Source organism: Pseudomonas nitroreducens TX1, from assembly GCF_000313755.1.
GTDB classification, from domain to species: domain Bacteria; phylum Pseudomonadota; class Gammaproteobacteria; order Pseudomonadales; family Pseudomonadaceae; genus Pseudomonas; species Pseudomonas nitroreducens_A.
This window is the reverse complement of sequence record NZ_AMZB01000124.1, coordinates 159,276-184,219: the sequence shown is the minus strand read 5'-3', so window position 1 is coordinate 184,219 and position 24,944 is coordinate 159,276. Positions and strand designations below refer to the sequence as shown.

25 protein-coding genes are annotated in these 24,944 nt (G+C 65.4%); 16 read left to right on the top strand and 9 right to left on the bottom strand.

The window, feature by feature from the left end; genetic code table 11:
• The first annotated feature begins 47 nt into the window (after positions 1–47).
• Both C167_RS0122365 and C167_RS0122360 read left to right on the top strand, forming a co-directional pair.
• Complete coding sequence (locus C167_RS0122365) at positions 48–854, top strand: ABC transporter permease (RefSeq protein WP_017520540.1); 807 nt, start codon at positions 48–50, stop codon at positions 852–854.
• Positions 854–1,630 carry an ABC transporter ATP-binding protein gene (locus C167_RS0122360; RefSeq protein WP_017520539.1) on the top strand — a complete coding sequence of 259 codons (777 nt, stop codon included), beginning with the start codon at positions 854–856 and terminating at the stop codon, positions 1,628–1,630. Before C167_RS0122365 ends, C167_RS0122360 begins: the two co-directional genes overlap by 1 nt.
• Positions 1,631–1,636: 6 nt before the next feature.
• Here the strand turns inward: C167_RS0122360 and C167_RS0122355 are convergent, their stop codons facing one another.
• Positions 1,637–2,629: a TPM domain-containing protein gene (locus C167_RS0122355; protein ID WP_017520538.1), complete on the bottom strand. Its 993-nt coding sequence runs from the start codon at positions 2,627–2,629 to the stop codon at positions 1,637–1,639.
• Positions 2,626–3,240: a LemA family protein gene (locus C167_RS0122350; protein WP_017520537.1), complete on the bottom strand. Its 615-nt coding sequence runs from the start codon at positions 3,238–3,240 to the stop codon at positions 2,626–2,628. Before C167_RS0122350 ends, C167_RS0122355 begins: the two co-directional genes overlap by 4 nt.
• A 146-nt stretch (positions 3,241–3,386) precedes the next feature.
• Between C167_RS0122350 and C167_RS0122345 the strand changes: the two genes are divergently transcribed.
• The 3 genes from C167_RS0122345 (at position 3,387) to C167_RS0122335 (ending at position 5,315) form a co-directional block, all read left to right on the top strand.
• Positions 3,387–4,217, top strand: a complete 831-nt coding sequence (locus C167_RS0122345) for an EamA family transporter (protein WP_017520536.1) — start codon at positions 3,387–3,389, stop codon at positions 4,215–4,217.
• Positions 4,218–4,316: 99 nt separating this feature from the next.
• Positions 4,317–4,703, top strand: a complete 387-nt coding sequence (locus C167_RS0122340; RefSeq protein WP_017520535.1) for an MAPEG family protein — start codon at positions 4,317–4,319, stop codon at positions 4,701–4,703.
• A gap of 144 nt (positions 4,704–4,847) precedes the next feature.
• Positions 4,848–5,315 carry a c-type cytochrome gene (locus tag C167_RS0122335; protein ID WP_017520534.1) on the top strand — a complete coding sequence of 156 codons (468 nt, stop codon included), beginning with the start codon at positions 4,848–4,850 and terminating at the stop codon, positions 5,313–5,315.
• 226 nt (positions 5,316–5,541) lie between these two features.
• Here the strand turns inward: C167_RS0122335 and C167_RS0122330 are convergent, their stop codons facing one another.
• On the bottom strand, positions 5,542–5,940 hold the full coding sequence (locus C167_RS0122330) for a DUF1090 domain-containing protein (RefSeq protein WP_017520533.1): 399 nt from the start codon (positions 5,938–5,940) through the stop codon (positions 5,542–5,544).
• Positions 5,941–6,104: 164 nt separating this feature from the next.
• Between C167_RS0122330 and C167_RS0122325 the strand changes: the two genes are divergently transcribed.
• Positions 6,105–7,103 (top strand): alpha/beta hydrolase family esterase, encoded by a 999-nt coding sequence (locus C167_RS0122325; protein ID WP_017520532.1) that lies wholly within the window; start codon positions 6,105–6,107, stop codon positions 7,101–7,103.
• On the opposite strand, the gene C167_RS0122320 is transcribed toward C167_RS0122325, so the two are convergent.
• The gene (locus C167_RS0122320) at positions 7,100–7,846 is read right to left on the bottom strand and encodes a metallophosphoesterase family protein (protein ID WP_026079215.1); all 747 of its coding nucleotides are present in this window, start codon (positions 7,844–7,846) and stop codon (positions 7,100–7,102) included. The two genes, C167_RS0122325 and C167_RS0122320, sit on opposite strands and share 4 nt — an antisense overlap.
• A gap of 173 nt (positions 7,847–8,019) precedes the next feature.
• On the opposite strand from C167_RS0122320, the gene C167_RS0122315 reads away from it, so the two are divergent.
• Entirely contained in the window at positions 8,020–9,324 is a 1,305-nt protein-coding gene (locus C167_RS0122315) for a ferric reductase-like transmembrane domain-containing protein (RefSeq protein WP_017520530.1), read from the top strand.
• A gap of 5 nt (positions 9,325–9,329) precedes the next feature.
• On the opposite strand, the gene ligB is transcribed toward C167_RS0122315, so the two are convergent.
• From ligB to C167_RS0122300, 3 genes are all read right to left on the bottom strand, one after another.
• Entirely contained in the window at positions 9,330–10,997 is a 1,668-nt protein-coding gene (ligB, locus tag C167_RS0122310) for an NAD-dependent DNA ligase LigB (RefSeq protein WP_017520529.1), read from the bottom strand.
• A 289-nt stretch (positions 10,998–11,286) separates the two neighbouring features.
• Entirely contained in the window at positions 11,287–12,477 is a 1,191-nt protein-coding gene (metK, locus tag C167_RS0122305; RefSeq protein WP_017520528.1) for a methionine adenosyltransferase, read from the bottom strand.
• A 17-nt stretch (positions 12,478–12,494) separates the two neighbouring features.
• Positions 12,495–13,496 carry an ArsR/SmtB family transcription factor gene (locus C167_RS0122300; protein WP_017520527.1) on the bottom strand — a complete coding sequence of 334 codons (1,002 nt, stop codon included), beginning with the start codon at positions 13,494–13,496 and terminating at the stop codon, positions 12,495–12,497.
• A 223-nt stretch (positions 13,497–13,719) separates the two neighbouring features.
• On the opposite strand from C167_RS0122300, the gene tkt reads away from it, so the two are divergent.
• The 9 genes from tkt to C167_RS0122255 all read left to right on the top strand — a co-directional run bounded on the left by tkt (position 13,720) and on the right by C167_RS0122255 (position 21,832).
• Positions 13,720–15,717, top strand: coding sequence for a transketolase (gene tkt / locus C167_RS0122295; protein WP_017520526.1), 1,998 nt, complete (start codon positions 13,720–13,722; stop codon positions 15,715–15,717).
• 90 nt (positions 15,718–15,807) lie between these two features.
• Positions 15,808–16,854 carry an erythrose-4-phosphate dehydrogenase gene (epd, locus tag C167_RS0122290; protein WP_017520525.1) on the top strand — a complete coding sequence of 349 codons (1,047 nt, stop codon included), beginning with the start codon at positions 15,808–15,810 and terminating at the stop codon, positions 16,852–16,854.
• Positions 16,855–16,882: 28 nt separating this feature from the next.
• Positions 16,883–18,046 (top strand): phosphoglycerate kinase, encoded by a 1,164-nt coding sequence (locus tag C167_RS0122285; RefSeq protein WP_017520524.1) that lies wholly within the window; start codon positions 16,883–16,885, stop codon positions 18,044–18,046.
• Positions 18,047–18,134: 88 nt separating this feature from the next.
• Positions 18,135–18,329: a hypothetical protein gene (locus C167_RS0122280; RefSeq protein WP_026079214.1), complete on the top strand. Its 195-nt coding sequence runs from the start codon at positions 18,135–18,137 to the stop codon at positions 18,327–18,329.
• Positions 18,330–18,471: 142 nt separating this feature from the next.
• On the top strand, positions 18,472–18,807 hold the full coding sequence (locus C167_RS0122275; protein ID WP_017520522.1) for an MliC family protein: 336 nt from the start codon (positions 18,472–18,474) through the stop codon (positions 18,805–18,807).
• A 120-nt stretch (positions 18,808–18,927) separates the two neighbouring features.
• Positions 18,928–19,992: a class II fructose-bisphosphate aldolase gene (gene fba, locus C167_RS0122270; RefSeq protein WP_017520521.1), complete on the top strand. Its 1,065-nt coding sequence runs from the start codon at positions 18,928–18,930 to the stop codon at positions 19,990–19,992.
• Between the two features lie 74 nt (positions 19,993–20,066).
• The gene (locus tag C167_RS0122265) at positions 20,067–20,480 is read left to right on the top strand and encodes a hypothetical protein (RefSeq protein WP_017520520.1); all 414 of its coding nucleotides are present in this window, start codon (positions 20,067–20,069) and stop codon (positions 20,478–20,480) included.
• Positions 20,481–20,517: 37 nt separating this feature from the next.
• A complete protein-coding gene (locus tag C167_RS0122260) occupies positions 20,518–21,288 on the top strand; it encodes a class I SAM-dependent methyltransferase (RefSeq protein WP_017520519.1) in 771 nt (256 codons plus the stop codon).
• A 49-nt stretch (positions 21,289–21,337) separates the two neighbouring features.
• On the top strand, positions 21,338–21,832 hold the full coding sequence (locus tag C167_RS0122255) for a YgjP-like metallopeptidase domain-containing protein (protein WP_017520518.1): 495 nt from the start codon (positions 21,338–21,340) through the stop codon (positions 21,830–21,832).
• Here C167_RS0122255 and C167_RS0122250 read toward each other — a convergent pair.
• Positions 21,826–22,293, bottom strand: a complete 468-nt coding sequence (locus C167_RS0122250) for a hypothetical protein (RefSeq protein ID WP_017520517.1) — start codon at positions 22,291–22,293, stop codon at positions 21,826–21,828. The two genes, C167_RS0122255 and C167_RS0122250, sit on opposite strands and share 7 nt — an antisense overlap.
• A gap of 173 nt (positions 22,294–22,466) precedes the next feature.
• A complete protein-coding gene (locus C167_RS0122245) occupies positions 22,467–24,896 on the bottom strand; it encodes a penicillin-binding protein 1A (protein WP_017520516.1) in 2,430 nt (809 codons plus the stop codon).
• Positions 24,897–24,944: the final 48 nt, after the last annotated feature.

Below are 24,944 nucleotides of genomic sequence, written 5' to 3'. Positions count from 1 at the left end.
GCCGGCCCCGAGCCGGCGCGCGTCTTTCTCCGTTCGAAGAGCCCGACATGAAAGCCCGACAATCCAACCCACTGTTCACCATCGGCAAGCCGATCGCGCAGCGCCATTTCCTGCTCATCGGCGGTGCCGTGTTCGTCCTGCTGGCGCTGTTCTGGTGGTTGGCCGGGGCGAGCGGCGCGGTACCGAAGATCTTCCTGCCGGCGCCCGGCGACGTCTGGGCGCGCATGCTCAAGCTGGCTGCCGATGGCACCCTGTGGGCGGATCTGAAGGTCAGCGTGTACCGCATCGCCGTGGCCTTCCTGGTGTCCTCGGCGATGTCCATCGTGATCGGCGTGTTCGCCGGCTGCTACGGCTTCTGGAAAGCGGCCACCGAGCCGCTGGTGGACTTCGTGCGCTATATGCCGGTAGTCGCCTTCGTCCCACTGACCATCCTCTGGGCCGGCACCAGCGACTTCCAGAAATTCCTCATCATCTGGATCGGCACCTTCTTCCAGCAGGTGCTGATGGTGATGGACGCCATCAAGCGCGTGCCGGCGGACTTCGTCGGACTGGGTCGCACCCTCGGCATGCCGGATCGCCGCATCCTCCTGAAGATCGTCCTGCCCAGCGCGCTGCCGGGCATCTGGGACGCCCTGCGGATCAGTCTCGGCTGGGCCTGGACCTGGCTGGTGCTGGCCGAGCTGGTGGCAGCGACCTCGGGCCTGGGCTACCGCATCACCGTGTCTCAGCGCTTCTTCCAGACCGACACCATCATCGGTTACATCCTCCTGCTCGGCTTCCTCGGGCTGGTCACCGACCAGGCCATGCGCGCCGGCGAGAAGGTCCTGTTCCGCTACAACCGGAGGCGCAGCTGATGGCGACCCTGGAAATCACCGGCCTGAACAAGAGTTTCGCGGTCGGCAAGGAGCGCCGCGAGGTGCTGCGCAGCATCGACCTGACCCTGGCGGACAACGAGTTCGTCTCCATCGTCGGCACCTCGGGCTGCGGCAAGAGCACGCTGCTGTCGATCGCTGCCGGCCTGGAGGACTTCGACAGCGGCAGCGTGCAGGTCGACGGCGTACCGATCACCGGGCCGGGCCTGGACCGTGGAGTGGTGTTCCAGTCCTACACCCTGTTGCCGTGGCTTACGGCGCGGCAGAACGTCGAGTTCGCCCTCAAGGCCGCCGGCCTGTCCCGCGCGCAATGCCGCGAGATTGCCGACGAGCACCTGGAGCTGGTGAAGCTGACGAAGTTCGCCGAGGCCTATCCGAACGAGCTGTCCGGCGGCATGAAGCAGCGGGTGGCGATTGCCCGGGCGCTGTCCTACCGGCCGAAGATCCTGCTGATGGACGAGCCCTTCGGCGCGCTGGATGCCATGACCCGCCACCAGATGCAGGAATTGCTCACGCGCATCTGGGAAACCCACCGGTTGACGGTGATGTTCGTCACCCATGACGTAGAGGAGGCCGTGTATCTGTCCGACCGCATCGTGGTGATGGGCCTGGGGCCGGGGCGGATCAAGACCACCTTCGACGTGAATCTCGGCCGCCCGCGGCACGAGGACATGGCCGCCAGCGCCGAGTTCATCGAGCTGCAGCGCCAGGTGCTGCGCTCGATCCGCGAGGAAGAACAGGGCGTCGCCGCCCTGTAGGGCCTGCTACCAGCGGCCGGAGGCACCGCCGCCGCCGCTAGATCCACCACCACCCCGGAAACCGCCGCCTCCGCCGCCTCCACGCCCACCGCCGCCACGGCCTATCGAGCTGATGATCATCAGCAGCAGCTGCAGCACACCTGAGGTCAGCCACATCGGGGGCAGGAAGAAGACGTACAGCACCAGCGGGATCGAGAAGGAGCCGATCATCTGCTGTTGCAGGGCATCGGGGTTGGCTTCGCTGAACAGCAGTACTGCCGAGGCCACGCTCCCGACCAGGGCGCTGCACAGCAGGTAGCGGCCCATGCTGCGCTGGCGCAGCCATTGCACCGGGAAGAGCAGGCACAGCAGCGGCACACCCACCAGCAGGGCGAGCAGGCCGAGCAGGCGCGCGGGCGGGATTTCCTCGGCGGCGCTGGCGTTGCGGTTGGAGTAGGCGTCGCTATAGCCCGTCACCGGGCCTGTCTGCGGCAACTGGTCCGCTGCACTTTCTTCCTGGTCGGCAGGCGCTGCCGCGGGTGGCTCGATCAGCGCGACCAGGCTGTCCACGCCGGCCTGGATGCCGCCGGCGAAATCACCCGCCTTGAAGCGCGGCACTATCTGCTCGCGGATGATGCGGCCGGCCTGTACGTCGGTGATGGTGCCTTCCAGCCCGTAGCCGACCTCGATGCGCAGCGTGCGGTCGTCCTTGGCGACCACCAGCAGCACGCCATCGTCCACGCCCTTGCGCCCCAGCTTCCATTGTTCGAAGGCACGGACCGCGTAGTCCTCGATGCTGTCCTCGCCGGTGCTGGGGATCAGCAGCACGGCAATCTGTGCGCCCTTGCGCTGCTCAAGGCCCGCAAGCTGGCTTTCCAGTTGTGCGCGCCGGCCTGCGTCGAGGGTCTGGGTAAGGTCGGTGACGCGGGCACTGAGCGGCGGGATGGCGACCGGCGCGGCCTGCAGCAGGGCCGCCCAGCACAGCAGCAGGGCGGCGAGCAGCCAGCGCGGCAGGGTCATTGCGCGGGCTGCGCCGGCGCGTTGCCGAAGTCCACTTTAGGCGCGGTGGAAATGGCGGCTTCGTTCTCGACGCTGAAGTTGGCCTTGGGTTTGTAGCCGAAGATCTTCGCGGTGATTACCTGCGGGAACTGGCGAATCATCACGTTGTACTCCTGCACGGCCTTCACGTAGCGGCCACGGGCGACGGTGATGCGGTTCTCGGTGCCTTCGAGCTGGGTCAGCAGGTCCTTGAACAGGCCATCGGCCTTGAGCTGCGGGTAGTTCTCCGAGACCACCAGCAGGCGCGAAAGCGCTGAACTGAGCTGGCCCTGGGCCTGCTGGAAGCGCTTGACCGCTTCCGGGTCATCCAGTTGGTCGGCATTGAGGGTGGTGCTGCCGACCTTGGCGCGGGCCTCGGTCACCTGGGTCAGCACGCTGGCTTCATGGGCGGCGTAGCCCTTCACGGTGCTGACCAGGTTGGGGATCAGGTCGGCGCGGCGCTGATATTGGTTGAGCACTTCCGACCAGGCGGCCTTCACCTGTTCGTCGCCGGCCTGCATGGCGTTGTAGCCGCAACCGGAGAGCAGGGAGACGAGGATGTAAGCAGTCAGGAATTTGAACAGGCGTGGCATGGCAGGCGCTCGTGCTGGCGAAAAGCCCCAGTCTAGGCCAGTTCCGGCCGAGGAGTCAGTTGGAAATGTCCGAAACAGCCGGTGCTTGCCGGCCACGGGGTGGCTCGGGATAGAATCGGACTGGTCTATACCAGGAGTTCGTTTTCGTGCTCGCCACTACCCTGGTGCTGCTGGCCGCCCTGCTGCACGCCACCTGGAATACCCTCGTCAAATTCAGCAACGACCGCTTGCTGGTGGTCGCCTGCATGGATGTGGTCGGCCTGACTGCCGGCCTGGCGCTGCTGCCCTGGATCGAGACGCCGCCCGCCGAGGTCTGGCCCTGGCTGCTCGCAGCCGTGTCGCTGCAGCTGGTCTACCGAGTGCTGCTGATCCAGGCCTACAAGGTCGGTGACCTGGGACTGGTCTATCCGCTGATGCGCGGGCTGTCGCCGCTGGTGGTGCTGGCGCTGACCCTGACCTTCGGTGGCGAGCACCTGACGGACAAGCAGATCCTCGGCATCCTGCTGATCCCGCTCGGCATGCTGTTCCTGCTCAAGGGCGGCGGTGGCTCCAAGCTGCCGTGGATCGCGTATCCCACCGTACTGCTGATGGGCCTGTGCATCGGCAGCTACACCTGGACCGACGGCAACGCGCTGAAGCTCTGGCCCAAGCCGCTGGACTACCTGGTCTGGCTGTCGCTGCTCTCCGGCCTGCCGTTTCCGCTATTGGCGTTGTTCGGCCGGACGCGGGCCTTCGCCAAGTTCTGGATCCACGACTGGAAGCTCGGCCTGAGCGTCGGTTTCTGCGTGCTGCTCAGCTACGGGCTGGTGCTCTGGGCGATGCAGCTGGGCTCCATCGCCGAGGCCGCCGCGCTACGCGAGACCAGCGTGCTGCTGGTGGTGCTGTTCGGCATGCGCTTCCTCAAGGAGCCTTTCGGCCTGCCGCGCCTGGCCGCGTGCAGCCTGGTGCTGGCGGGCATGCTGGTGATGAAGCTCTGAGGATTGGCCCGCGCTACGCTGCGAGGCGCCAAGCCGGTCAAGGACGCGGCGTGCAGCCTTGATCTAAGCTGCGCGCTTTCCCCTCGACGAGACTCCTCCATGCCCATTGCCTTCTGGTGTGTCCTGATCGCGATCTTCCTGCCCTATGTCGGCACCAGTATCGCCAAGTTCACCGGCGGCGGCTTCGGCCCCCGGCAGAACCACGACCCGCGCAGCTTCCTCGCCACTCTGGAGGGTTACCGCAAGCGCGCCAACGCCTTCCAGATGAACAGCTTCGAGGTGACCCCGGCCTTCGCTGCGGCGGTGATCATCGCCTATGTGGTGAACAACGCCGAACCTGCCACCGTCGACCGCCTGGCCATCGCCTGGGTCACCAGTCGCCTGCTCTACCTGATCTTCTACGTTGCCGACCTGGCGCTGTTGCGCTCGCTGGTATGGTTCCTCGGCATGGGCCTGATCATCGCGATCTTCGTCGTTTCCGCCTGACCTTTGCGCGCCTGAACGGCGGCTGAACGAAAAGCTCGCGGCTGCGGCGGATGGCCGCAGACGCTCGGGCGCGCTCTGGAACATTCGGACATCGGGGCGGATAATCCGGCGCTTCCGTGTCCAGCCGTCCTACAAGAGTCCCCCATGAAGTTGAAGACCCTGCTCGTTCTGCTGCTTGCCGGCGCGGCGCTCGCCGGCTGCCATCGCCAGGACCCCAACTCGCCGGAGTACAAGCGCCAGGCAGTGTTCAAGGAGATGCTCAAGACCAGCGAGGACATGGGTGGCATGTTGCGTGGGCGAATTCCTTTCGACGCGGACAGGTTCCGCGCGAATTCGACCAAGCTCGGTGAGCTCGCCGACAAGCCCTGGCAGTACTTCCCGTCGACCCAGCCGCCGGCTGACGAGGTGGAAAGCGACGATACCCGCGCCAAGGCGGAAATCTGGCAGCGCCAGCTGGAGTTCCAGGCCGACGCCAAGACCTTCGAGCAGGCCGTCCGCGCGCTGGGCGAGAACACCCGCAACGCCGCGCCGACACCCGAGGGCGTGCGCAAGGACTTCGCTGCGGTAGAAGACGCCTGCGAAGCCTGCCACAAGAAATTCCGCGCACTCTGAGCGCAGGGCAACGGCGGACTTTGCCACGCCTTCGCGGGCGTGGCTCCTCCTACAAGGTTCTGTAGGAGCCATTGCCTTTCTCCGTAAGTCCGTGCCGAGAACTCCCCTCTCCCTGGCATCGCGCCCCGCTCCGAAGGGAGAAGGCGGGGAGAGAGGGCACGCCCCGGCGCAATATTTCAGGTAAGCGGACGCCGTCCGCGATCCGGCCGCAGGCCGCTCCCCGGTATTACTCCTCCAGCTCGCGCTTGGCCTGCTCCAGTTCGGCGCGGGACTCGGCCAGCTTGTCCTTGCGCTTCTCGATCTTCTCCGGATCGCCCTTGCTCATCGCCTTGCGCAGGTCTTTCTCGCGCTGGGCGACGTCCTTCTCTGCATCGAGCACGTTCTGCTTGCGCTCCTGCGTAAGGCTGGCGTCAGTGCAGTAGGTCTTCACCTTCTCCAGAGCGGTCTGCAGGCCGGCGACGCGGTTGCCGTTGCCCTGGGCCTTGGCTTGTTCGAGCTGGGTTTGGATGGCGGCACGTTTGGCCGCGCAACCGGTCAGCGGCTGCTGGGCGGTATCGGCGGCAAACAGCGGGCTTGCGCAGCCGAGGACGAGTACGGCGGCCATCAGGGCAGAGCTTCGGAACATTTTCGGAATCCTTGGTTACCAAACACTATGACGTTGGAGTCAGCGGCTAGAGTTTGCCATGGACGGCTAGGCGAGGGGCTGTCTCAGGGCAAGTGCCCTCGGTTCGGTTGCTCAGCAGCCGGCCGGGGCTCGCAAGGCCCGCCGGGCGGGCAAGGAGAGGCGGTATGCGGGTGGCGATGCGAATCGTGCAGGCACTCATCGCGCTGCTGGTGCTGGCGCTGCTGGTAGGGGGCTGGTGGTACGTGCCCGGTGAGCTGAAGTTGCAGCCGACGCTGACCGGCCGCAGCGAGGATGCTTCGGTGCGCCAGGGGCAGCGGCGCCGCAGCTATGTGCTTTACGTGCCGCACAAGCTCGCCGCGCATCCGGCGCTGCTGGTGGTGCTGCACAGCTCGCAGAGTAACGGCGAGCGCATGCGCCGCGACAGCGGTTACCGCTTCGACGCCCTGGCCGACCGCGATGGCTTTCTGGTGCTGTATCCCGATGGTTTCGAAGGGCACTGGAATGACTGTCGGCGGGTGGCTTCCTACAGCGCCCGGCGTCTGAATATCGACGACGTTGGCTTCCTCTCGCAGATGATCAACAGCCTGCAGCGCGAGCGCGGCGTCGACCCGGCGCGAGTCTTCGTCACTGGCTACTCGAATGGCGGGCAGATGGCGCTGCGCCTGGCCGCCGAGGCTCCGGACAAGGTTGACGGCGTCGCCGCCGTGGCTGCCAGTCTGCCGAGCGCGGACAACGACGCCTGTCGCCCCGCCGAGCAGCCCAAGGCTGTGCTGCTGATGAACGGCACGCGGGACCCGATCAATCCCTACGCGGGTGGCCGGGTCACGCTGTTCGGCTTCGGTGACCGCGGCAACGTGCTTTCCGCCGAGGAGTCCGCCCTCGAGCTGGCGCGGCGCAACGGCCAGAGTGGCGAGCCGCAGGTGGATAAGCTGACCCAACCCGGCCCGGTGTGGACGCAGCGGCAACGTTGGGCCGACAGCGGCGGGCCACCCGTTGAACTGGTGACGGTGTTCGGTGGTGGACACCTGATTCCGCAGCCGCTTTACCGGCCGCCGCGCCTGCTCGGCCAGGTCGATCCGCAGCTGGACGGACCCGCTGAAATCTGGCGCTTCTTCCGCGAGCTCTCCCGTGAGGGGGCGTCACGTAACGAGCCGCCCTTCTAGAGGTCGATCACGCAACAGGGATCGAAGCCGCTGTCCTCGCCGGGATAGGCACCGGGGTTGGCGACGACGCGCGCCTTGCCGATGCGATAGTCCATGCGCTCATGTACATGCCCGTGAATCCACAGGTCGCAGCGCTGCACCAGGCCTTCCAGGTTCGAGGCGAAGGCCGGCGACAGGGCGTCGCCGACATAGTGCGAGGGGATCGAGCGGGTGCTGGGGGCGTGGTGCGTCACCACCACCGTCGGGCCGGCGAAGGGTTGATCCAGCTCCGCTGCCAGCCATTCGCAGCTGGCGCCGCAGAGTGCGCGGCTCATCTGTGGCGTGAAGGGCTGGGTGAAGTAATCCACCGTGTTGAAATCGGGCATCAGCAACTGCGCCTGCTCGTAGGCGAGTTCTGACGCTCGTTCGCCGTAGAGCTGAAAATCCGTCCACAGCGTGGTGCCGAGAAAACGCACGCCACCGAGAACCACCGCATCCTTCTCGAGGAAGTGGATATCCAGCGCACGGGCCAGGTTGCGCATGGCCTGGGTCAGCTCGGGGAGGTCGGAATGGTAGTACTCGTGATTGCCGGCGACGTAGATGATCTGGCTGTCGGCAAACGCCTCGCGCGCCCAGTGCAGGCCTTGCAAGTGCTCATGGATGTCCCCGGCCAGCACGACGACGTCCGCCGAGGCCTGGGGCAATTCGCGGCGGCCGCCCGGGAAGTGTTCGTGGTGAAGATCGGAAAGCACTCGCAGGCGCATGGCATGAAAACTGGTCCGTAGGAAGATGCCGAGCATAACGAAGGACGATGCCTTTGACATGGGTCATGGCATTGCCGATGCCTGCGTAAAGACCCTTCGAAATTAAGGGATGATTCAGAACAAACCTTCAGCTTCCGGTTGGGCTCGCTGCTGTGGCGCCCCAAGGAGGACTCATGAAACTCATCTGGATCGTACTCGTGGCCGTGGCGGCCACTTTTGGCCTGGCGCTGTTCGTCGACCCGCCGGCAACGCTGGACATCTGGGCATTGCGCAAGCAGGCCATTCTTTTCACCGGCGTCGCGTCTTTCGCGCTGATGTCGCTGATCATGCTGCTGGCGGTGCGCCCGGTCTGGCTGGAAAAGCCGCTGGACGGCCTCGACCGCATGTACCGTGCGCACAAGTGGGCGGGCATCCTGGCCATCGTGCTGGGTCTGCTGCACTACCTGCTGGAACTGGGTGGCCCGCTGCTCGCCGAGTTTATCGCCAAACCGGCCAAGGGGCCGCGGGTGGAAACCTTCCTCGACGTGTTCCGTGGCTCCGCCAAGGACCTGGGGGAATGGTCGGCCTGGCTGCTGGCGGCCATGCTGGTCATCACCCTCTGGCAGCGCTTCCCTTATCACCTTTGGCGCTACGTCCACAAAACCCTCGCGCTGGTTTACCTGGTGCTCGCCTTCCATGGTGTGGTCCTGGCGCCGGCAGGCTACTGGACCCAGCCGGTGGGCTGGCTGGTGGCGCTTTGCGCGGTCGTGGGCAGCCTCTGTGCCCTCTGGTCGCTGAGCGGACAGATCGGCCGCCGGCGCACCCATGAAGGCGTTGTGGTGGCGATCGAGCGCCCCGGCGAGCGCATGCTGGAGGTGACCTGCAGGCTTCAGGGGCGCTGGCAGCACCGGGCCGGCCAGTTCGCCTTCCTGACCTGTGATCGCCTGGAGGGGCAGCATCCCTTCACCCTTTCCAGCGGCGACCTGGGCAATGGCGAGGTGCGCTTCAGCATCAAGGCGCTGGGAGACTACACACAGCGCCTTCAGGAGGGGCTGAAGGTCGGTGATCCGGTCAAGGTGGAAGGACCCTACGGCCGCTTCGACTTCCGCCGCGACAAGGGCGGGCGGCAGGTATGGATCGCCGGTGGTATCGGCATCACCCCCTTCCTGGCCTGGCTCGAATCGCTGCAGGCGCGGCCGGAAGACTGCCCGGAAGTGACGCTGCTGTATTGCGTGCGCTCGCCGTCTGACGCCATCTACGCGGGGCGTCTACGCGAGCTGTGTGCGAAGTTGCCGCGCATCGAACTGCGCGTGCACTACAGCGAGAGTGAAGGCTACCTGCAGGCGGCCGATCTGGGCGTGCAGCCCGGTTCCCAGGGGCGCTGGCCGAGTGTCTGGTTCTGCGGTCCGCAAGCGCTGGCCGAACTGCTGCGCCGGGATCTGCGTCGCCAGGGCATGCCGGCCGGCCGCTTCCACCAGGAAGCCTTCCAGATGCGCTGAGACGCTTAGAAGCCCGCGACGCCGAGGTCGTGCAGCTGCTCGCGCAGTTGCGCGACTTCCGGCGCCGTAAAGAAGGCTTCCAGCTGTGCCGCGCGGACTCTGCCGATGCCGGGTTGCTCCTGCCACTGCAACGCATTGCGGGCGGCCAGGGCGGTCCAGTCCTCTCCCGTGGGATGAGCGCTGGGAGAGGGCGCGCCAAGGGCGCGCAGCCAGACAGCGAATGAACGGTGGCGAGCCAGCTGGAACTGCTGGTGCAGGCTGGTGGAGCTGCGCTCGCCCAGGCCGGGAACCTGGTTCAATTGTTCCGGTGCCAGTGTCATCCAGTCGAGCATTCCGCTCAGCAGTCCAGCCTCCTGCAGGCGCCGCCAGGTGCCTGGGCCAACGCCGGAGAGTGCAAGCCCGTTCTTACCGCCGAGCCATTCCAGGCGGGCGAGAAATTGCTCCTCGCAGCCCGCCGTAGGCCGCCAGCAGGAGAGGGCGTCGTACTGCCCGTCCGTGGGAGCATCGACCTCGGACCGGTTCGGTGAGCGCCAGACCACGCCGTCCAGGCGTGGGATAGTCAGCCCGGCCAGGGCGATAGCGATCTGATCGCCGGGGCGGATGTCCAGGCTGCGCCAACGCTTGAGCGAGCCAGCGCCGACGCGCTGGATGGTCCGTCCATCCAGCTCCACCGGGGCGAGATGCAGGACGGGCGTGACCCGTCCGCTGCGCCCGACCTTGAACTCCACGCGCCGCACTTCGGCCAGCGCCTGCTGGTGCGGATACTTCCATGCCACCGCCCAGCCGGGCGCCTGTGCGCTCCAGACCTTGCCCGGCGGCCGGCGGCCCTGGCGGATGACGATGCCATCGCTGGCGAAGGGCAGCGGCTGGCGATACCAGCGCTCGCGCCACGTTTCGATTTCGCTCAGGTCGGTCACTGCTTCGGTCAGCTCGGCGCTATCGTTGAAGCCCAGTTGCCTCAGGCGTTGCAGTCGTTCGGGCATTTCCAGTGGGCCATCAGGCAGTTCCCAGACGAACAACCCGATCTGCGCCCCTTCATCACCGAGCTCGTTGCGCGCCATCAGCCCGGCGACCTTTCCGCGAGCGCCCAGTCCACCCTGTTGAGCCTGCACGTGCTCCGGCAGGCGCCAGTAGAGCTCGCCTTGCAGCACCAAACGCCCGGACGCGTCGGGTAGCGTTGGGGGAATGGCGGCAATCTTCCGGGCGTTGGCCGTCCAGTCCTGGCCTGCGGTGCCGTCGCCGCGACTGATCGCCCGGCTGAGCCGGCCATCCTGATAGACGAGGCTCACGGCCACGCCATCCACTTTCGGCTGCACCCACAGATCGCTGCGGTGGGCCAGCCATTCGCCCACGGCTTGGGCATCGGGCAGCTTGTCGAGCCCGGTGTGGGCGACAGGGTGACGGACTTCCCCGGCGCTACTGGCCAGCGGTGACGCGGGGATGGTCAGCACTTGCGGGAAACAGGCTTGCCACAGTTGCAAGCGTTCGCGTGCCTGGTCGTAGAGTTCGTCGGCGACCGGGGATATTCCTTCGCGGTGGTAGGCGTCATCCCACTGCGCGAGTTGGGTCTGCAGGGTGTGCAGCTCGCTGGTAGCCCGTTCGGGCGTCCACGGCGGACATGCGAGCACGGCCAGCGGCAGGCAAAACAGTACGACGAGAATCAGGCGCGACATGGCGAAGGTCCGTGCTGCGGGGGGGCGTTCGTCAGCCTAGAGGGGCTTGCGGGTGAGGGACGCTGATCGACGCTGCGGATTGTTCGCTGTGATGGGTCGGACGGCGGCAGTCGAGAGGGGCAATGGATCGCAGTCTGGCGCCGTTTCGGAGCATCGGCCTGTAGGAGCGAGCTTGCTCGCGAACCTTTCAGCTCCGGTGCCGAATCTGTTCGCCCGCAAGCTCGCTCCTACAAAAGCCTGCGGAAATGAAAAAGCCCCGCCGAGGCGGGGCTTTTCCTGCTACCGGGTCTTACAGGCCGGCGGCGTCACGCAGGGCGGCAGCCTTGTCGGTGCGCTCCCAGGTGAAGGCGGTGAAGGTGTCGTCACCGTAGGTCATTTCGAACGGGTTGCGACCGAAGTGGCCGTAGGCCGCGGTCGGCTGGTACATCGGGTGCAGCAGGTCGAGCATCTTGGTGATCGCGTACGGACGCAGGTCGAAGTGCTCGCGGACCAGCTGGATGATCTTGTCATCGCTGATCTTGCCGGTGCCGAAGGTGTTGATCGAGATGGAAGTCGGCTGGGCCACGCCGATGGCGTAGGACACCTGGATCTCGCAACGCTCGGCGAGGCCTGCGGCAACGATGTTCTTGGCCACGTAGCGGCCGGCGTAGGCGGCGGAACGGTCGACCTTGGACGGGTCCTTGCCGGAGAACGCGCCGCCGCCATGACGGGCCATGCCACCGTAGGAATCGACGATGATCTTGCGGCCGGTCAGGCCGCAGTCGCCCACCGGGCCGCCGATCACGAAGTTGCCGGTCGGGTTGATGTGGAACTGGGTGTCCTTGTGCAGCAGCTCGGCCGGCAGCACCTGCTTGATGATCAGCTCCATCACGCCTTCGCGCAGGTCCTTGTAGCTGACTTCCGGGTTGTGCTGGGTGGACAGGACGATGGCGTCGATGCCGACGACCTTGCCGTTCTCGTAGCGGCAGGTGACCTGGGACTTGGCGTCGGGACGCAGCCAGGGCAGCAGGCCGGACTTGCGGGCCTCGGCCTGGCGCTCCACCAGTCGGTGCGAGAAGCAGATCGGCGCGGGCATCAGCACGTCGGTTTCGTTGCTGGCGTAGCCGAACATCAGGCCCTGGTCTCCAGCGCCCTGGTCTTCGGGCTTGGCGCGGTCGACGCCCTGGTTGATGTCCACCGACTGCTTGCCGATGATGTTCAGCACGCCGCAGGTGGCGCCGTCGAAGCCGACGTCGGAGCTGTTGTAGCCGATGTCGATGATGACCTTGCGCACCAGGTCTTCCAGGTCGACCCAGGCGGAGGTGGTGACTTCGCCGGCAATGATCGCGACACCGGTCTTCACCAGGGTTTCGCAGGCCACGCGGGCGTATTTGTCCTTGGCGATGATGGCGTCGAGCACCGCATCGGAAATCTGGTCCGCGATCTTGTCCGGATGGCCTTCGGAGACGGATTCGGAGGTGAAAACAGAGTATTCGCTCATCTAACGGTTCCTATCATTTACCGGTGGGTGAGGACGCTTCGCGAATCCGGTTTGGCGAAGTGCCGTACCTGGATCTGAAAGCCATTGCGTAAACCGATGTAAACACTTTCGCCGGACGCGAGCCCGGCGGCGTCGGCCCAATGGGCCAGGTCTTCCTGTTCGAACCCCAGCCAGAGGTCACCACAGGCCTCGCGGGCCCAGCTCTGGTCGTGGCTGCAGAGTTCGGTCACCAGCAGGCTGCCACCGGGTTTCACCAGGTGCGCCAGCTGCTTCACGGCCTCCGCCGGTGCGGCAAAGTGGTGCAGCACCATGTTCAGCACCACGCAGTCCGCCGCGTCGTCGACGTCCTGCAGGGCATCGCCCAGCCGCAGCCGGACGTTATTCAAACCTTCACTGGCGCAGCGTTGCTTCGCCATCTCGAGCATGGCCTGGCTGTTATCCAGCGCCGTGACCTGGGCGAAACGCCGGGCCAGCTCGGGGAGGAATCCGCCGTCGCCGGGACCGACCTCCAGCGCCGTGGCGCCGGGGGCGAAGCTCAGTGCATCGAGCAGCGCCAGCACGCTTTCGCGGTATTGCGGCAGTCCTGCGATCAGGTCCTGGGTCGCCTGGAACTTCTCCGCGCTGCGGGCAAAGAAGTCGCGGCTGACGGCGGCGCGCTGGGCGTGCACGCCGTCGATGCGGGCGCTGACGTCGTCGGCCAGTGCCAGCTCGTCCACTTCTTCGAGCAGCGCCCCGTGCAGCGTGCCACCCAGGCTTTCACCCTGGGGCAGGGCGCGGCGATAGAAGATCGCGTTGCCTTCGCGGCGCGTTGCGACCAGGCCGGCCTGGGCGAGCACCTTCAGGTGGTGGCTCATGCCCGACTGGCGGACACCGAAGATATGCGCCAGCTCCAGCACGCCGAACGAATCGTTGGCCAGCACCCGCAGCACATTCAGCCGCAGCGGATCGCCGCCGGCCTTGCACAGGGCAGCCAGTTGATCGCAATCGTCGTGGCGGATTTCGGGCAGGCGCAGACTCATAGGTCGCGCAGTCTAGTCGTGGCTTCCGGGGTGGGCAATAGCTGTATCAAAAAGTTTTGATATTGGCGGATGAGTGGTTTTTGACCGATTGGGTGTCGCACCCCATGCCTTGCATCAGCCATCTGGCGATCTGTCATTGCCCCACAGGGCCCCGCTGGGCGAAAATGCCGGCCTTTTTTCATTCCCTTCGATCTTTCGAAGCAGCCCCGCAGGAGATTCAGCGATGCCCAGCCGTCGTGAGCGAGCCAACGCCATCCGCGCACTGAGCATGGACGCCGTGCAGAAAGCCAACAGCGGCCATCCCGGCGCCCCCATGGGCATGGCGGATATCGCCGAAGTCCTCTGGCGCGACTACCTCAAGCACAACCCGAGCAACCCGCAGTGGGCCGACCGCGACCGTTTCGTGCTGTCCAACGGCCACGGCTCGATGCTGATCTACTCGCTGCTGCACCTCACCGGCTACGACGTCACCGTCGATGACCTGAAGAACTTCCGCCAGATGCACTCGCGCACCCCGGGCCACCCGGAGTACGGCTACACCGCCGGCGTCGAGACCACCACCGGCCCGCTGGGCCAGGGCATCGCCAACGCCGTGGGCATGGCGCTGGCCGAGAAAGTGCTGGCCGCACAGTTCAACCGCGACGGCCACAGCATCGTCGACCACTACACCTACGCCTTCCTGGGCGACGGCTGCATGATGGAGGGCATCTCCCATGAAGTCGCCTCGCTGGCCGGCACCCTGCGCCTGAACAAGCTGATCGCCTTCTACGACGACAACGGCATCTCCATCGACGGCGAAGTCCACGGCTGGTTCACCGACGACACCCCCAAGCGCTTCGAGGCCTACGGCTGGCAGGTGATCCGCAATGTCGACGGGCATGACGCCGACGAGATCAAGACCGCCATCGAGACCGCCCGCAAGAGCGAAGTGCCGACCCTGATCTGCTGCAAGACCATCATCGGCTTCGGCTCGCCGAACAAGCAGGGCAAGGAAGAAAGCCATGGCGCCGCCCTGGGCGTCGACGAAGTGGCCGCCACGCGCGCCGCGCTGGGCTGGAACCACGCGCCGTTCGAGATCCCGGCGGACATCTACGCCGAGTGGAGCGCCAAGGATAGCGGCGCCACCCGTGAGGCCGAGTGGAACAAGCGTTTTGCTGCCTACCAGGCCGCACATCCGGAGCTGGCCGCTGAGTTCGAGCGCCGCGTTGCCGGTGAACTGCCGGCCGATTTCGCCGAGAAGGCTGCCGCCTACGTCGCCGACGTCGCGCTGAAGGGCGAGACCATTGCCAGCCGCAAGGCCAGCCAGAATGCCCTGAACGCCTTCGGCCCGCTGCTGCCGGAACTGCTGGGCGGCTCCGCCGACCTCGCCGGTTCCAACCTGACTCTGTGGAAGGGCTGCAAGGGCGTGAGCGCCGACGACGCCAACGGCAACTACCTGTTCTACGGTGTGCGCGAGTTCGGCATGAGCGCCATCATGAACGGTGTGGCCCTGCATGGCGGCTTCCTCCCCTACGGCGCGACCTTCCTGATCTTCATGGAATACGCCCGCAACGCGGTGCGCATGTCCGCCCTGATGAAGCAGCGCGTGCTCTACGTGTTCACCCACGACTCCATCGGCCTGGGCGAAGACGGCCCCACCCACCAGCCGATCGAGCAGTTGGCCAGCCTGCGCCTGACCCCGAACCTGGATACCTGGCGCCCGGCCGATGCCGTGGAGTCCGCGGTGGCCTGGAAGTACGCCATCGAGCGTGCCGACGGTCCGTCCGCGCTGATCTTCAGCCGCCAGAACCTGCCGCACCAGCCGCGCGACGCCGCCCAACTGGCCGACGTGGCTCGTGGCGCCTACGTGCTCAAGGACTGCGACGGCGAGCCGGAGCTGATCCTGATCGCCACCGGCTCCGAAGTCGGCCTGGCCGTCCAGGCATTCGACAAGCTCAGCGCCGAAGGCCGCAAGGTGCGCGTGGTCTCCATGCCGTCCACCAGCGTCTTCGACCAGCAGGATGCCGGCTACAAGCAGGCCGTGCTGCCGGTCCAGGTGGGTGCGCGTATCGCCATCGAAGCCGCCCATGCCGACTACTGGTACAAGTACGTCGGCCTGGAAGGCCGCGTCATCGGCATGACCACCTTCGGTGAGTCGGCCCCGGCACCGGCGCTGTTCGAGCACTTCGGCTTCACCGTCGAGAACGTGCTGGAAGTCGCCGCCGAGCTGCTCGAAGCCTGATCCGGCTCTTGTAGGAGCGAGCTTGCTCGCGAAGGGTTTTGCTCGGTTCGCGAGCAAGCTCGCTCCTACGAAGATCGACAAGGGATAACAATGTCCAAGCGCCCTTACCGAGTTGCCCTCAACGGCTATGGCCGTATCGGCCGCTGCGTGTTCCGCGCCCTGCACGAACGCGGCGCCAAGGCTGATTTCTCCATTGTCGCGCTGAACGACCTGGCGGACCTGGCCAGCCTGGAGTACCTCACCCGCTTCGACTCTACCCACGGCCGCTTCCCCGGCGAGGTGAGCGTGGCCGACGGATGCCTGCATATCGGCGCCGACTGTGTGAAGGTGTTCCGCGAAGCCGAGCCCGAGGCCATCGACTGGCGCGCCCTGGACATCGACCTGGTGCTGGAATGCTCCGGCGTCTACCACACCCGTGCCGACGGCGAGCGCTTCCTTGGCGCCGGTGCGCCGCGGGTCCTGTTCTCCCAGCCGATGGCCAGCGAGGCGGACATCGATGCCACCGTGGTCTTCGGCATCAACCAGCAGGGCCTCTCCGGTGCCGAGACGCTGGTGTCCAACGCCTCCTGCACCACCAACTGCAGCGTGCCGCTGCTCAAGCTGCTGAACGAGGCCGTGGGCATCGAGTACGTCTCGATCACCACCATTCACTCGGCGATGAACGACCAGCCGGTGATCGACGCCTACCACCACGAAGACCTGCGCCGCACACGCTCCGCCTTCCAGTCGGTGATCCCGGTGTCCACGGGGCTGGCGCGCGGCATCGAACGCCTGTTGCCGGAACTCGCCGGGCGAATCCAGGCCAAAGCCATTCGGGTGCCGACGGTGAACGTCTCGGCCCTGGACATTACCCTGCAGGTTTCCCGCGATACGTCCGCGCAGGAGATCAACCGGGTGCTGCGCCAGGCTGCCACCGAGGGCCCGCTGAAAGGCCTGCTGGCGTACACCGAGCTGCCCCATGCCAGCTGTGATTTCAATCATGACCCACACTCGGCCATCGTCGATGGCAGCCAGACCCGCGTTTCCGGCCCCCGTCTGGTGAACGTGCTGGCCTGGTTCGACAACGAGTGGGGGTTCGCTAACCGCATGCTCGACACCGCAGGCCACTACCTGCGTGTCGCCGCTACCGAACGTTAATCAAACAGCCCCAACAGGACTGACTGTCATGACCGTGTTGAAGATGACCGACCTCGACCTCCAAGGTAAGCGCGTGCTGATCCGCGAAGACCTCAACGTTCCGGTGAAGGACGGTGTGGTCAAGAGTGACGCGCGCATCCTGGCTTCGCTGCCGACCATCAAGCTGGCCCTGGAAAAGGGCGCGGCGGTAATGGTCTGCTCGCACCTGGGCCGCCCGACCGAAGGCGAGTTCTCCGAAGAGAACAGCCTGCAGCCGGTCGCCGACTACCTGTCCAAGGCCCTTGGCCGCGCCGTGCCGCTGGTCAAGGACTACCTGGGCGGCGTCGACGTGAAGGCCGGTGAAGTCGTGCTGTTCGAGAACGTGCGCTTCAACAAGGGCGAAAAGAAGAACGCCGACGAGCTGGCCCAGCAATACGCCGCCCTCTGCGACGTGTTCGTCATGGACGCCTTCGGCACCGCCCACCGCGCCGAGGGGTCGACCCACGGCGTGGCCAAGTTCGCCAAGGTCGCCGCGGCCGGCCCGCTGCTGGCCGCCGAGCTGGAAGCCCTCGGCAAGGCCCTGGGCAACCCGGCACGCCCGATGGCGGCCATCGTTGCCGGCTCCAAGGTCTCCACCAAGCTCGACGTGCTGAACAGTCTGGCGCAGATCTGCGACCAGCTGATCGTCGGCGGCGGCATCGCCAACACCTTCCTCGCCGCGGCGGGCCACAAGGTTGGCAAGTCGCTGTACGAAGCCGACCTGGTCGACACCGCCAAGGCCATCGCCGCCAAGGTCAGCGTGCCGCTGCCGGTGGACGTGGTGGTTGCCAAGGAATTCGCCGAGACTGCCGTCGCCACCGTCAAGGACATCGCTGACGTGGCCGACGACGACATGATCCTGGACATCGGCCCGAAAACCGCTGCCCAGTTCGCCGAGCTGCTGAAAACCTCAAAGACCATCCTGTGGAACGGCCCGGTTGGCGTATTCGAATTCGACCAGTTCGGCGAAGGCACCAAGACCCTGGCCAAGGCCATCGCCGAAGGCAGCGCCTTCAGCATCGCCGGCGGTGGCGACACCCTGGCGGCGATCGACAAGTACGGCATCGGCGAGCAGATCTCCTACATTTCCACGGGTGGTGGCGCCTTCCTCGAGTTTGTCGAGGGCAAGGTCCTGCCGGCTGTGGAAGTGCTGGAGCAGCGCGCCAAGGCCTGATCCTGGCTGTACTGTCGGGCGACAGTAAAGCAAACCTCTGCGGCATCCTCGGGTCACAAGCCTTGTACGGATGCCAAGGAGAAGGGTCATGCGAGCTGTCACCCCTGTGCTGTCGTTTTGCCTCGTGCTGGTGGGTTGCGCCGGAAGTGGTGGCGCCCCCAGTACCTGTGAAGTGATGAGCCCGCCGCCGGTCATGGTTCCTTCGGACCAGAACCGCGAGCGGGTGGAGAGCCAGAGCAGCGGCGATCCGACGCCTGACCAGAAGCCGGTGAACTGCCCCTGAGGCAGTCAGCTGAGGGTCGGGATCACGATCTGACAGTGCCGCCTGTGCGCGAGTACAGGCGGCACTGGCGTTCCTGCGACGGGACGGGCAATCTGGCGCATTGGATATCCGGCGGCGCGTCCGCCCGAAGGAGAGTCGCCCGATGCTGCGTTATATCGTCCCGGCCCTGGCCCTATCGCTGACGGCGGGCTGCTCCAGCCATTCGTCCGGCGGCAAGGCCGCTTCGGGCAGCGGCTGGAACCAGTGGGTCTGCGACAGCGAAGCCCAGGTGCAGTGGCGCTACGTCGATCCCAGCAGGTCGGTGGTCGACCTGAAGCTGGGTGAAGACGATGTGGTCCATCACCTGGAAGAGGAACCCGGCGGCTCCGGCGCTTTCTATAGCGACGGGCTGATCGGATTGAGCATCAAGGGCGACCAGGGTCTGGTCTACTGGGTCGAGAGCAACGACCTGATCGGCCGGGGTTGCAAGGCGCGCTGAGCGCCGATTGTCCGGCACGCGCCGGAAGGCTTGAACACGGCCTGCCCCTGCGGCAGGCTTCCAAACATGTAGTTAAGGGGCTCGTGTAACCGAGCCTGACTTCTGGGAGAAGCGAAGACCATGGCACTCATCAGCATGCGCCAAATGCTGGATCACGCCGCCGAGTTCGGCTACGGCGTTCCGGCTTTCAACGTCAACAACCTGGAGCAGATGCGCGCCATCATGGAAGCGGCCGACAAGACCGATTCCCCGGTGATCGTGCAGGCCTCCGCTGGCGCCCGCAAATACGCCGGCGCGCCCTTCCTGCGCCACCTGATCCTCGCGGCCATCGAAGAATTCCCGCACATTCCGGTGTGCATGCACCAGGACCACGGCACCAGCCCTGACGTCTGCCAGCGCTCCATCCAGCTGGGCTTCTCCTCCGTCATGATGGACGGCTCGCTGAAGGAAGACGGCAAGACCCCGGCCGACTACGAATACAACGTCCGCGTCACCCAGCAGACCGTTGCCTTCGCCCACGCCTGCGGCGTGTCCGTGGAAGGTGAGCTGGGCTGCCTGGGCTCCCTGGAAACCGGCATGGCCGGCGAAGAAGACGGCGTCGGCGCCGAAGGCGTGCTGGATCACAGCCAACTGCTGACCGACCCGGAAGAAGCCGCCGACTTCGTCAAGAAGACCCAGGTCGACGCCCTGGCCATCGCCATCGGCACCAGCCACGGCGCCTACAAGTTCACCAAGCCGCCGACCGGCGACGTGCTCTCCATCGAGCGCATCAAGGAAATCCACAAGCGCATCCCCAACACCCACCTGGTGATGCACGGCTCCTCCTCGGTGCCGCAAGAGTGGCTGAAGGTGATCAACGAGTTCGGCGGCGACATCAAGGAAACCTACGGCGTGCCGGTCGAGGAAATCGTCGAAGGCATCAAGCACGGCGTGCGCAAGGTCAACATCGACACCGACCTGCGCCTGGCTTCCACCGGTGCCATTCGCCGCATGATGGCCGAGCAGCCGAGCGAGTTCGACCCGCGCAAGTTCTTCGCCAAGACCATCGTCGCCATGCGCGATATCTGCATCGCTCGCTACGAAGCCTTCGGCACTGCCGGCCATGCCTCGAAGATCAAGCCGATCTCACTGGAAGGCATGTTCCAGCGTTACGCCAAGGGTGAGCTGACCGCGAAGATCAACTGATCCCGCTTTGGCTTTGTCCCTGAAGAGCCCCGCCCTGCGGGGCTCTTTTGCATCCGCTAGAAGGAAATATCTGGATGTTTCGTGCGTTGCTTCCCGCTTTGCTGTTGATCCTGCTGGCTGGCTGCTCATTGCGCCCGGCCGCCCCCTCCGGTCCGCCGCCCAAGCCGCCGGTGGATTTGCCGGCTGATGCGCAGAACTGCCTGACTCACCAGGAGTGCACGCTGAAGACATCGCGCACCTTGCTGTTCGTCTTCGCCTATGCCGATGCTGGCGCGCCTTTGGTAGTAAACGACAACCGCGTGCTCAAGACCCCGGATAACGTGCCGCGGAACAACTGGCCCGCGATCCGGATTCAGCTGTCCGATGCGGATGGCGGTCGCTTCGAGTTTTCCAGCGATTGCTCGCAGAAGGGCTGCCGTATCAAGGCTTCTCGTTTGCTGGCCTGCTACCGTAGTTATCTCGAAGGCAAAGCCTGCCGGCTCCGCTGAGCGCTGGTGCTCGGGCCGGGCAGGCTCTGGAGGCACGATGACGGATGTACATGGCAGTGCGCAGGAGGGTTTCTCCCGCGAAGCAAAGGCCTACGCCCATGGCCGCCCGGATTATCCCGACGAGCTGTTGGGCTGGCTCGGCGAGGAGTTGGAGATCGGTGCCGGCAAAGAGGTAGTCGACCTTGGTGCGGGCACCGGCAAGTTCACATCGCTGCTACTGCGCGCCGGTGCGCAGGTCACTGCCATCGAGCCAGTGGCGGCGATGCGCGAACAGCTCGGCGCGGCGCTGCCCACGGTGAAGGTATTGAGCGGCACGGCCCAGGCGATGCCTCTGGCGTCGGAAAGCGTCGATGCGCTGACTTGCGCCCAGGCCTTCCACTGGTTCGCTGACGAGCGGGCGCTGGCAGAAATCCATCGCGTGCTGCGGCCGGGCGGCCGTCTCGGGCTGGTCTGGAATGTGCGCGACGAGCGGGTCGACTGGGTCGCCCAGGTGACACGCATCCTCGAGCGCTACGAAGGCAGTACGCCGCGCTTCCACACCGGGCAATGGCGCCGTGCCTTTGCCGGCTCGCGCTTCGAAGACCTGCGACTGCGCGAATTCAGCTACCAGCACATCGGTCCGCCGGAGCGGGTGATTGTCGCGCGAACGCTTTCGGTGAGCTTTATCGCGGCGCTGCCCGACGAGCAGAAGCAGCGCGTCGCCGAGCAACTGCATGAGCTGATCGCCACGCACCCGGCGCTGAAGGGGCGTAGCGAAGTTGCCTTCCCCTATCGAACTGAGGCCTACAGCACCCGCGCGCTGGCCTGATCGGGTAATGCGGTAGACTGGCGGGCGTCTCCTCCGCCAGTCGTTTCCCATGCAGCCGCTTCGCTATCTCCAGGCCTATCCGCCACAACTCCAGGACCAGGTGCGCCAGCTCATTGAGCAGGACCGCCTCGGTGAGTACCTGGAGCGCCGCTATCCCGGTCGTCACGATGTGCAGAGCGACAAGGCGCTGTACAGCTACGCCATGGACCTCAAACAGCAGTTCATGCGCACCGCGCCGGCGGTGGACAAGGTGCTCTACGACAACAAGCTGGATGTAGTGCAACGCGCGCTGGGCCTGAACACGGCGATCTCGCGCGTACAGGGCGGCAAGCTCAAGGCGAAGAAGGAAATCCGCGTCGCCTCGTTGTTCAAGGATGCCGCTCCCGAATTCCTGCAGATGATCGTCGTTCACGAGCTGGCGCACCTGAAGGAACGCGACCACAGCAAAGCCTTCTACCAGCTCTGCGAGCACATGCTGCCCGGCTATCACCAGTTGGAATTCGACCTGCGCGTCTACCTGACCTGGCGCGACCTGCCTCAGTAGTAGAGTCGCGCCAGATAGATCAGACCCAGACACCACGGCAGCAACAGGACGAAGCCCAGGTAGCGCAGCACCTGGCGCGCGCGGTTCTCTGTCTGGCCCGCCCAATGGATTGCCGCGAGCGCCAGCGCGTAAGCCATCAGGCCCGCCAGCAGCCACTCATAGTGTTCCGTGGTGGGCGAAACCGCACCGAGGTGAGTGTGCGTGAGGTGCCAGACGCAAAGGGCAATTGCCGGTACCAGGAGCGCCAGTGCCACCGGTGTCCGTCCCGCAAGTCGCAGCAGGAAGGCGATGAGCAACCCCGCCAGGCCTGCGCTGGCAGTCAGGACGGCAAACAGTTGGTCGAGGTAGACGAGGTCAGGGGCGCTCTCGAGCGAACGTGGTTGCGCGAGCAGGCGCAACAGGGGCGCGCCGAGCAGGAGAGTGGACAGGCAGAACAGCCATCCTGGTGCGGCGCGTTGCATCCGACACTCCTGAAGAAGTTGCTGCGGGAAGCCCCTGACGTGCCGGATGGGGCCGGTCGCCTGGGGTTGTTCGCCGCCGCAAAGCACAGATTAATCAATGAGTTGGCTAAGTGCTATGGTTTTGTCGGGGCGGTTCCCGAAATAGAAGGGCCCCTCCGGAGAGGGGCCTTTCATCAGAACAGGTCAATCGGCGCTTCTTCCTCCGCTGGCATTCCACTGCCAGGAGCGCTGCCGGGTGCCAGTTCGTTCATGGAAGGCGGTGTGTCTTCGTTCTTGAACAGTTCGAAATACGCGCCCGGGGTGCCCGGAGGCGCCGCGCGGCCAGTGACCGGGTCGATACGCAGGCTGACCATGCCGGGTGGCTCGGGCAACAGGTGCGACGGCTTGTCTTTCAGCGCAGCGCCCATGTAGCGCATCCAGATCGGCAGGGCGACGTTGCCGCCATATTCCGCGCGGCCGAGGCTTTCCGGCTGGTCGAAGCCGACCCATACGGTGGTCATGAAGTCGGCGTTGAAGCCGGAGAACCAGGCGTCCTTCGACTCGTTGGTGGTGCCCGTCTTGCCCGCCAGGTCATCACGCTTGAGGGCCAGGGCGCGGCGGCCGGTCCCGCGTTTGATTACGTCCTGCAGCATGCTGGTCATGATGTACGCGGTGCGCGCATCGATGACGCGCTCGGCGGCGGCCGGTTCGATCGTGGTCTTGGCCTGGCTCGGGTCGTCGTTGCCAAAGGCGTCGGCAGAAGCAGGTTGTGGCTGCGCCTGCACCTGCTCCTCGTTCTGCGGGATGCTGGGCGGGTTGGCCTGGTACAGCACCTGGCCGTCACGGCTCTCGATGCGCTGGACGATGTACGGCGAGACCTTGAAGCCGCCGTTGGCGAAGACGGTCCAGGCGCTGGCGATCTCCATTGGCGTCAGGGTCGCGGTGCCCAGGGCCATGGAGAGGTTTGGCGGCAGGTCGTCCTTGTTCAGGCCGAACTTGCTGATGCAGTTGCGTGCGCGGTCAACGCCCAGCGCCTGCAGAATTCGGATCGACACCATGTTGCGCGATTTGTACAGCGCCTCGCGCATGGGGATCGGGCCGAGGAAGGTGTTGGTGTCGTTCTTCGGACGCCACACCTTGTCCAGGTATTCGTCATAGAACACCACCGGGGCGTCGTTGATCAGCGAGGCAGCGGTGAAGCCGTTGTCCAGCGCACAGCTGTAGATGAACGGCTTGAAGCTGGAGCCGGGCTGGCGGCGGGCCTGGGTGGCGCGGTTGTAGTTGCTCTGCTCGAAGGAGAAGCCGCCCACCAGCGCCATGATCGCGCCGTCCTGCGGGTTGAGCGAGACCAGGGCGCTCTGCGCTGCCGGCACCTGGGTCAGGCGCAGCGAACCGTCGTCCTTGCGCTGTACGCGGATCACATCGCCCGCCTGCACCACGTCGCTGGGTTGGCTGGGCATGCGGCCCATGCTGTTGTTGCTCAGGTAGGGGCGAGCCCACTTCATGCCGTCCCAGCTCAGCGCTTCTTCCTTGCCGTCGCGGGTCATGACCATGGCGCCGCTCTTCTCGACCTGAGTGACGATGGCTGGTTCCAGGCCGCCCAGCGGGCGCTGCTGTGCAATTGCCTGGCGCCAGGCGTCACGGGTCTTGCCGGGCAGGCGGGTCTCGGGGCCGCGATAGCCGTGCCGCTGGTCGTAATCCTGCAGGCCTTCACGCAGGGCGGTGTTGGCGTCTTCCTGCAGGTCGCTGCGCACGGTGGTATAGACGCGATAGCCCTCGGTGTAGGCATCGCCGCCAAAGCGGCCGACCAGTTCGGCGCGGGCCATCTCGGCGATGTAGGGGGCGGCCAGTTCCGGAGTCTGGACATGGTAGGACGCGCCCACTGGCTCCTGGATGGCAGCCTGGTAGCGCGGCTGGTCGATGAAGCCGAGCTTGAGCATGCGCTCGAGAATCCAGTTGCGTCGTTCCAGGCTGCGTGCGGCATTGGCCAGCGGGTTATAGCGTGACGGCGCCTTGGGCAGGCCGGCAATCATCGCCATCTGCGCCAGGCTCAGGTCCTTGATGGATTTGCCGTAATAAACCTGGGCGGCGGCTTCCACGCCATAGGCGCGGTTGCCCAGGTAGATCTTGTTGACGTAGAGCTCGAGGATCTCGTCCTTGGTGAGCGAGCGCTCGATCTGCAGGGCGAGCAATATCTCGTTGATCTTGCGGGAGAAGCTGCGTTCGTTGGTGAGGAAATAGTTCTTCGCCACCTGCATGGTGATCGTACTGCCGCCGGTCTGGATGTGCCCGGTTTTCAATAATTGCGCGGCAGCACGCATCAGGCTTTTGACGTCCACGCCATAATGGTTGGCGAAATTATCATCTTCAGCCGATAACAGTGCGTGGGTGAAATCCGGGGGGATTTCAGCAAATCGAATCGGCGTTCGGCGCATCTCGCCAAACTCTGCTATCAATTTGTTATCAGCACTGTACACGCGCAGCGGCATCTGCAAGCGCACGTTGCGCAAGGCTTCCACGGACGGGAGGTTCGGGCTGAGGTACAGATAGGCGCCGCTGAAACTGAGCAGCACTCCACAAATAATGGTGACGCAGGTCCACCACAGAAACTTCAGCAGGCGCATCGGAAGGTCTTGGATTTCCAGAGAAAAGAAAGAGTTAAGCGGATGGTG

Bases quoted from the DNA above. Each gene is read 5' to 3' on its own strand.
- C167_RS0122365 (WP_017520540.1), top strand. From the start codon at position 48: ATGAAAGCCCGACAATCCAACCCACTGTTCACCATCGGCAAGCCGATC.
- C167_RS0122360 (WP_017520539.1), top strand. From the start codon at position 854: ATGGCGACCCTGGAAATCACCGGCCTGAACAAGAGTTTCGCGGTCGGC.
- C167_RS0122355 (WP_017520538.1), bottom strand. From the start codon at position 2,629: ATGACCCTGCCGCGCTGGCTGCTCGCCGCCCTGCTGCTGTGCTGGGCG.
- C167_RS0122350 (WP_017520537.1), bottom strand. From the start codon at position 3,240: ATGCCACGCCTGTTCAAATTCCTGACTGCTTACATCCTCGTCTCCCTG.
- C167_RS0122340 (WP_017520535.1), top strand. From the start codon at position 4,317: ATGCCCATTGCCTTCTGGTGTGTCCTGATCGCGATCTTCCTGCCCTAT.
- C167_RS0122335 (WP_017520534.1), top strand. From the start codon at position 4,848: ATGAAGTTGAAGACCCTGCTCGTTCTGCTGCTTGCCGGCGCGGCGCTC.
- C167_RS0122330 (WP_017520533.1), bottom strand. From the start codon at position 5,940: ATGTTCCGAAGCTCTGCCCTGATGGCCGCCGTACTCGTCCTCGGCTGC.
- C167_RS0122325 (WP_017520532.1), top strand. From the start codon at position 6,105: ATGCGGGTGGCGATGCGAATCGTGCAGGCACTCATCGCGCTGCTGGTG.
- C167_RS0122320 (WP_026079215.1), bottom strand. From the start codon at position 7,846: ATGCGCCTGCGAGTGCTTTCCGATCTTCACCACGAACACTTCCCGGGC.
- C167_RS0122315 (WP_017520530.1), top strand. From the start codon at position 8,020: ATGAAACTCATCTGGATCGTACTCGTGGCCGTGGCGGCCACTTTTGGC.
- ligB (WP_017520529.1), bottom strand. From the start codon at position 10,997: ATGTCGCGCCTGATTCTCGTCGTACTGTTTTGCCTGCCGCTGGCCGTG.
- metK (WP_017520528.1), bottom strand. From the start codon at position 12,477: ATGAGCGAATACTCTGTTTTCACCTCCGAATCCGTCTCCGAAGGCCAT.
- C167_RS0122300 (WP_017520527.1), bottom strand. From the start codon at position 13,496: ATGAGTCTGCGCCTGCCCGAAATCCGCCACGACGATTGCGATCAACTG.
- tkt (WP_017520526.1), top strand. From the start codon at position 13,720: ATGCCCAGCCGTCGTGAGCGAGCCAACGCCATCCGCGCACTGAGCATG.
- epd (WP_017520525.1), top strand. From the start codon at position 15,808: ATGTCCAAGCGCCCTTACCGAGTTGCCCTCAACGGCTATGGCCGTATC.
- C167_RS0122285 (WP_017520524.1), top strand. From the start codon at position 16,883: ATGACCGTGTTGAAGATGACCGACCTCGACCTCCAAGGTAAGCGCGTG.
- C167_RS0122280 (WP_026079214.1), top strand. From the start codon at position 18,135: ATGCGAGCTGTCACCCCTGTGCTGTCGTTTTGCCTCGTGCTGGTGGGT.
- C167_RS0122275 (WP_017520522.1), top strand. From the start codon at position 18,472: ATGCTGCGTTATATCGTCCCGGCCCTGGCCCTATCGCTGACGGCGGGC.
- fba (WP_017520521.1), top strand. From the start codon at position 18,928: ATGGCACTCATCAGCATGCGCCAAATGCTGGATCACGCCGCCGAGTTC.
- C167_RS0122265 (WP_017520520.1), top strand. From the start codon at position 20,067: ATGTTTCGTGCGTTGCTTCCCGCTTTGCTGTTGATCCTGCTGGCTGGC.
- C167_RS0122260 (WP_017520519.1), top strand. From the start codon at position 20,518: ATGACGGATGTACATGGCAGTGCGCAGGAGGGTTTCTCCCGCGAAGCA.
- C167_RS0122255 (WP_017520518.1), top strand. From the start codon at position 21,338: ATGCAGCCGCTTCGCTATCTCCAGGCCTATCCGCCACAACTCCAGGAC.
- C167_RS0122250 (WP_017520517.1), bottom strand. From the start codon at position 22,293: ATGCAACGCGCCGCACCAGGATGGCTGTTCTGCCTGTCCACTCTCCTG.
- C167_RS0122245 (WP_017520516.1), bottom strand. From the start codon at position 24,896: ATGCGCCTGCTGAAGTTTCTGTGGTGGACCTGCGTCACCATTATTTGT.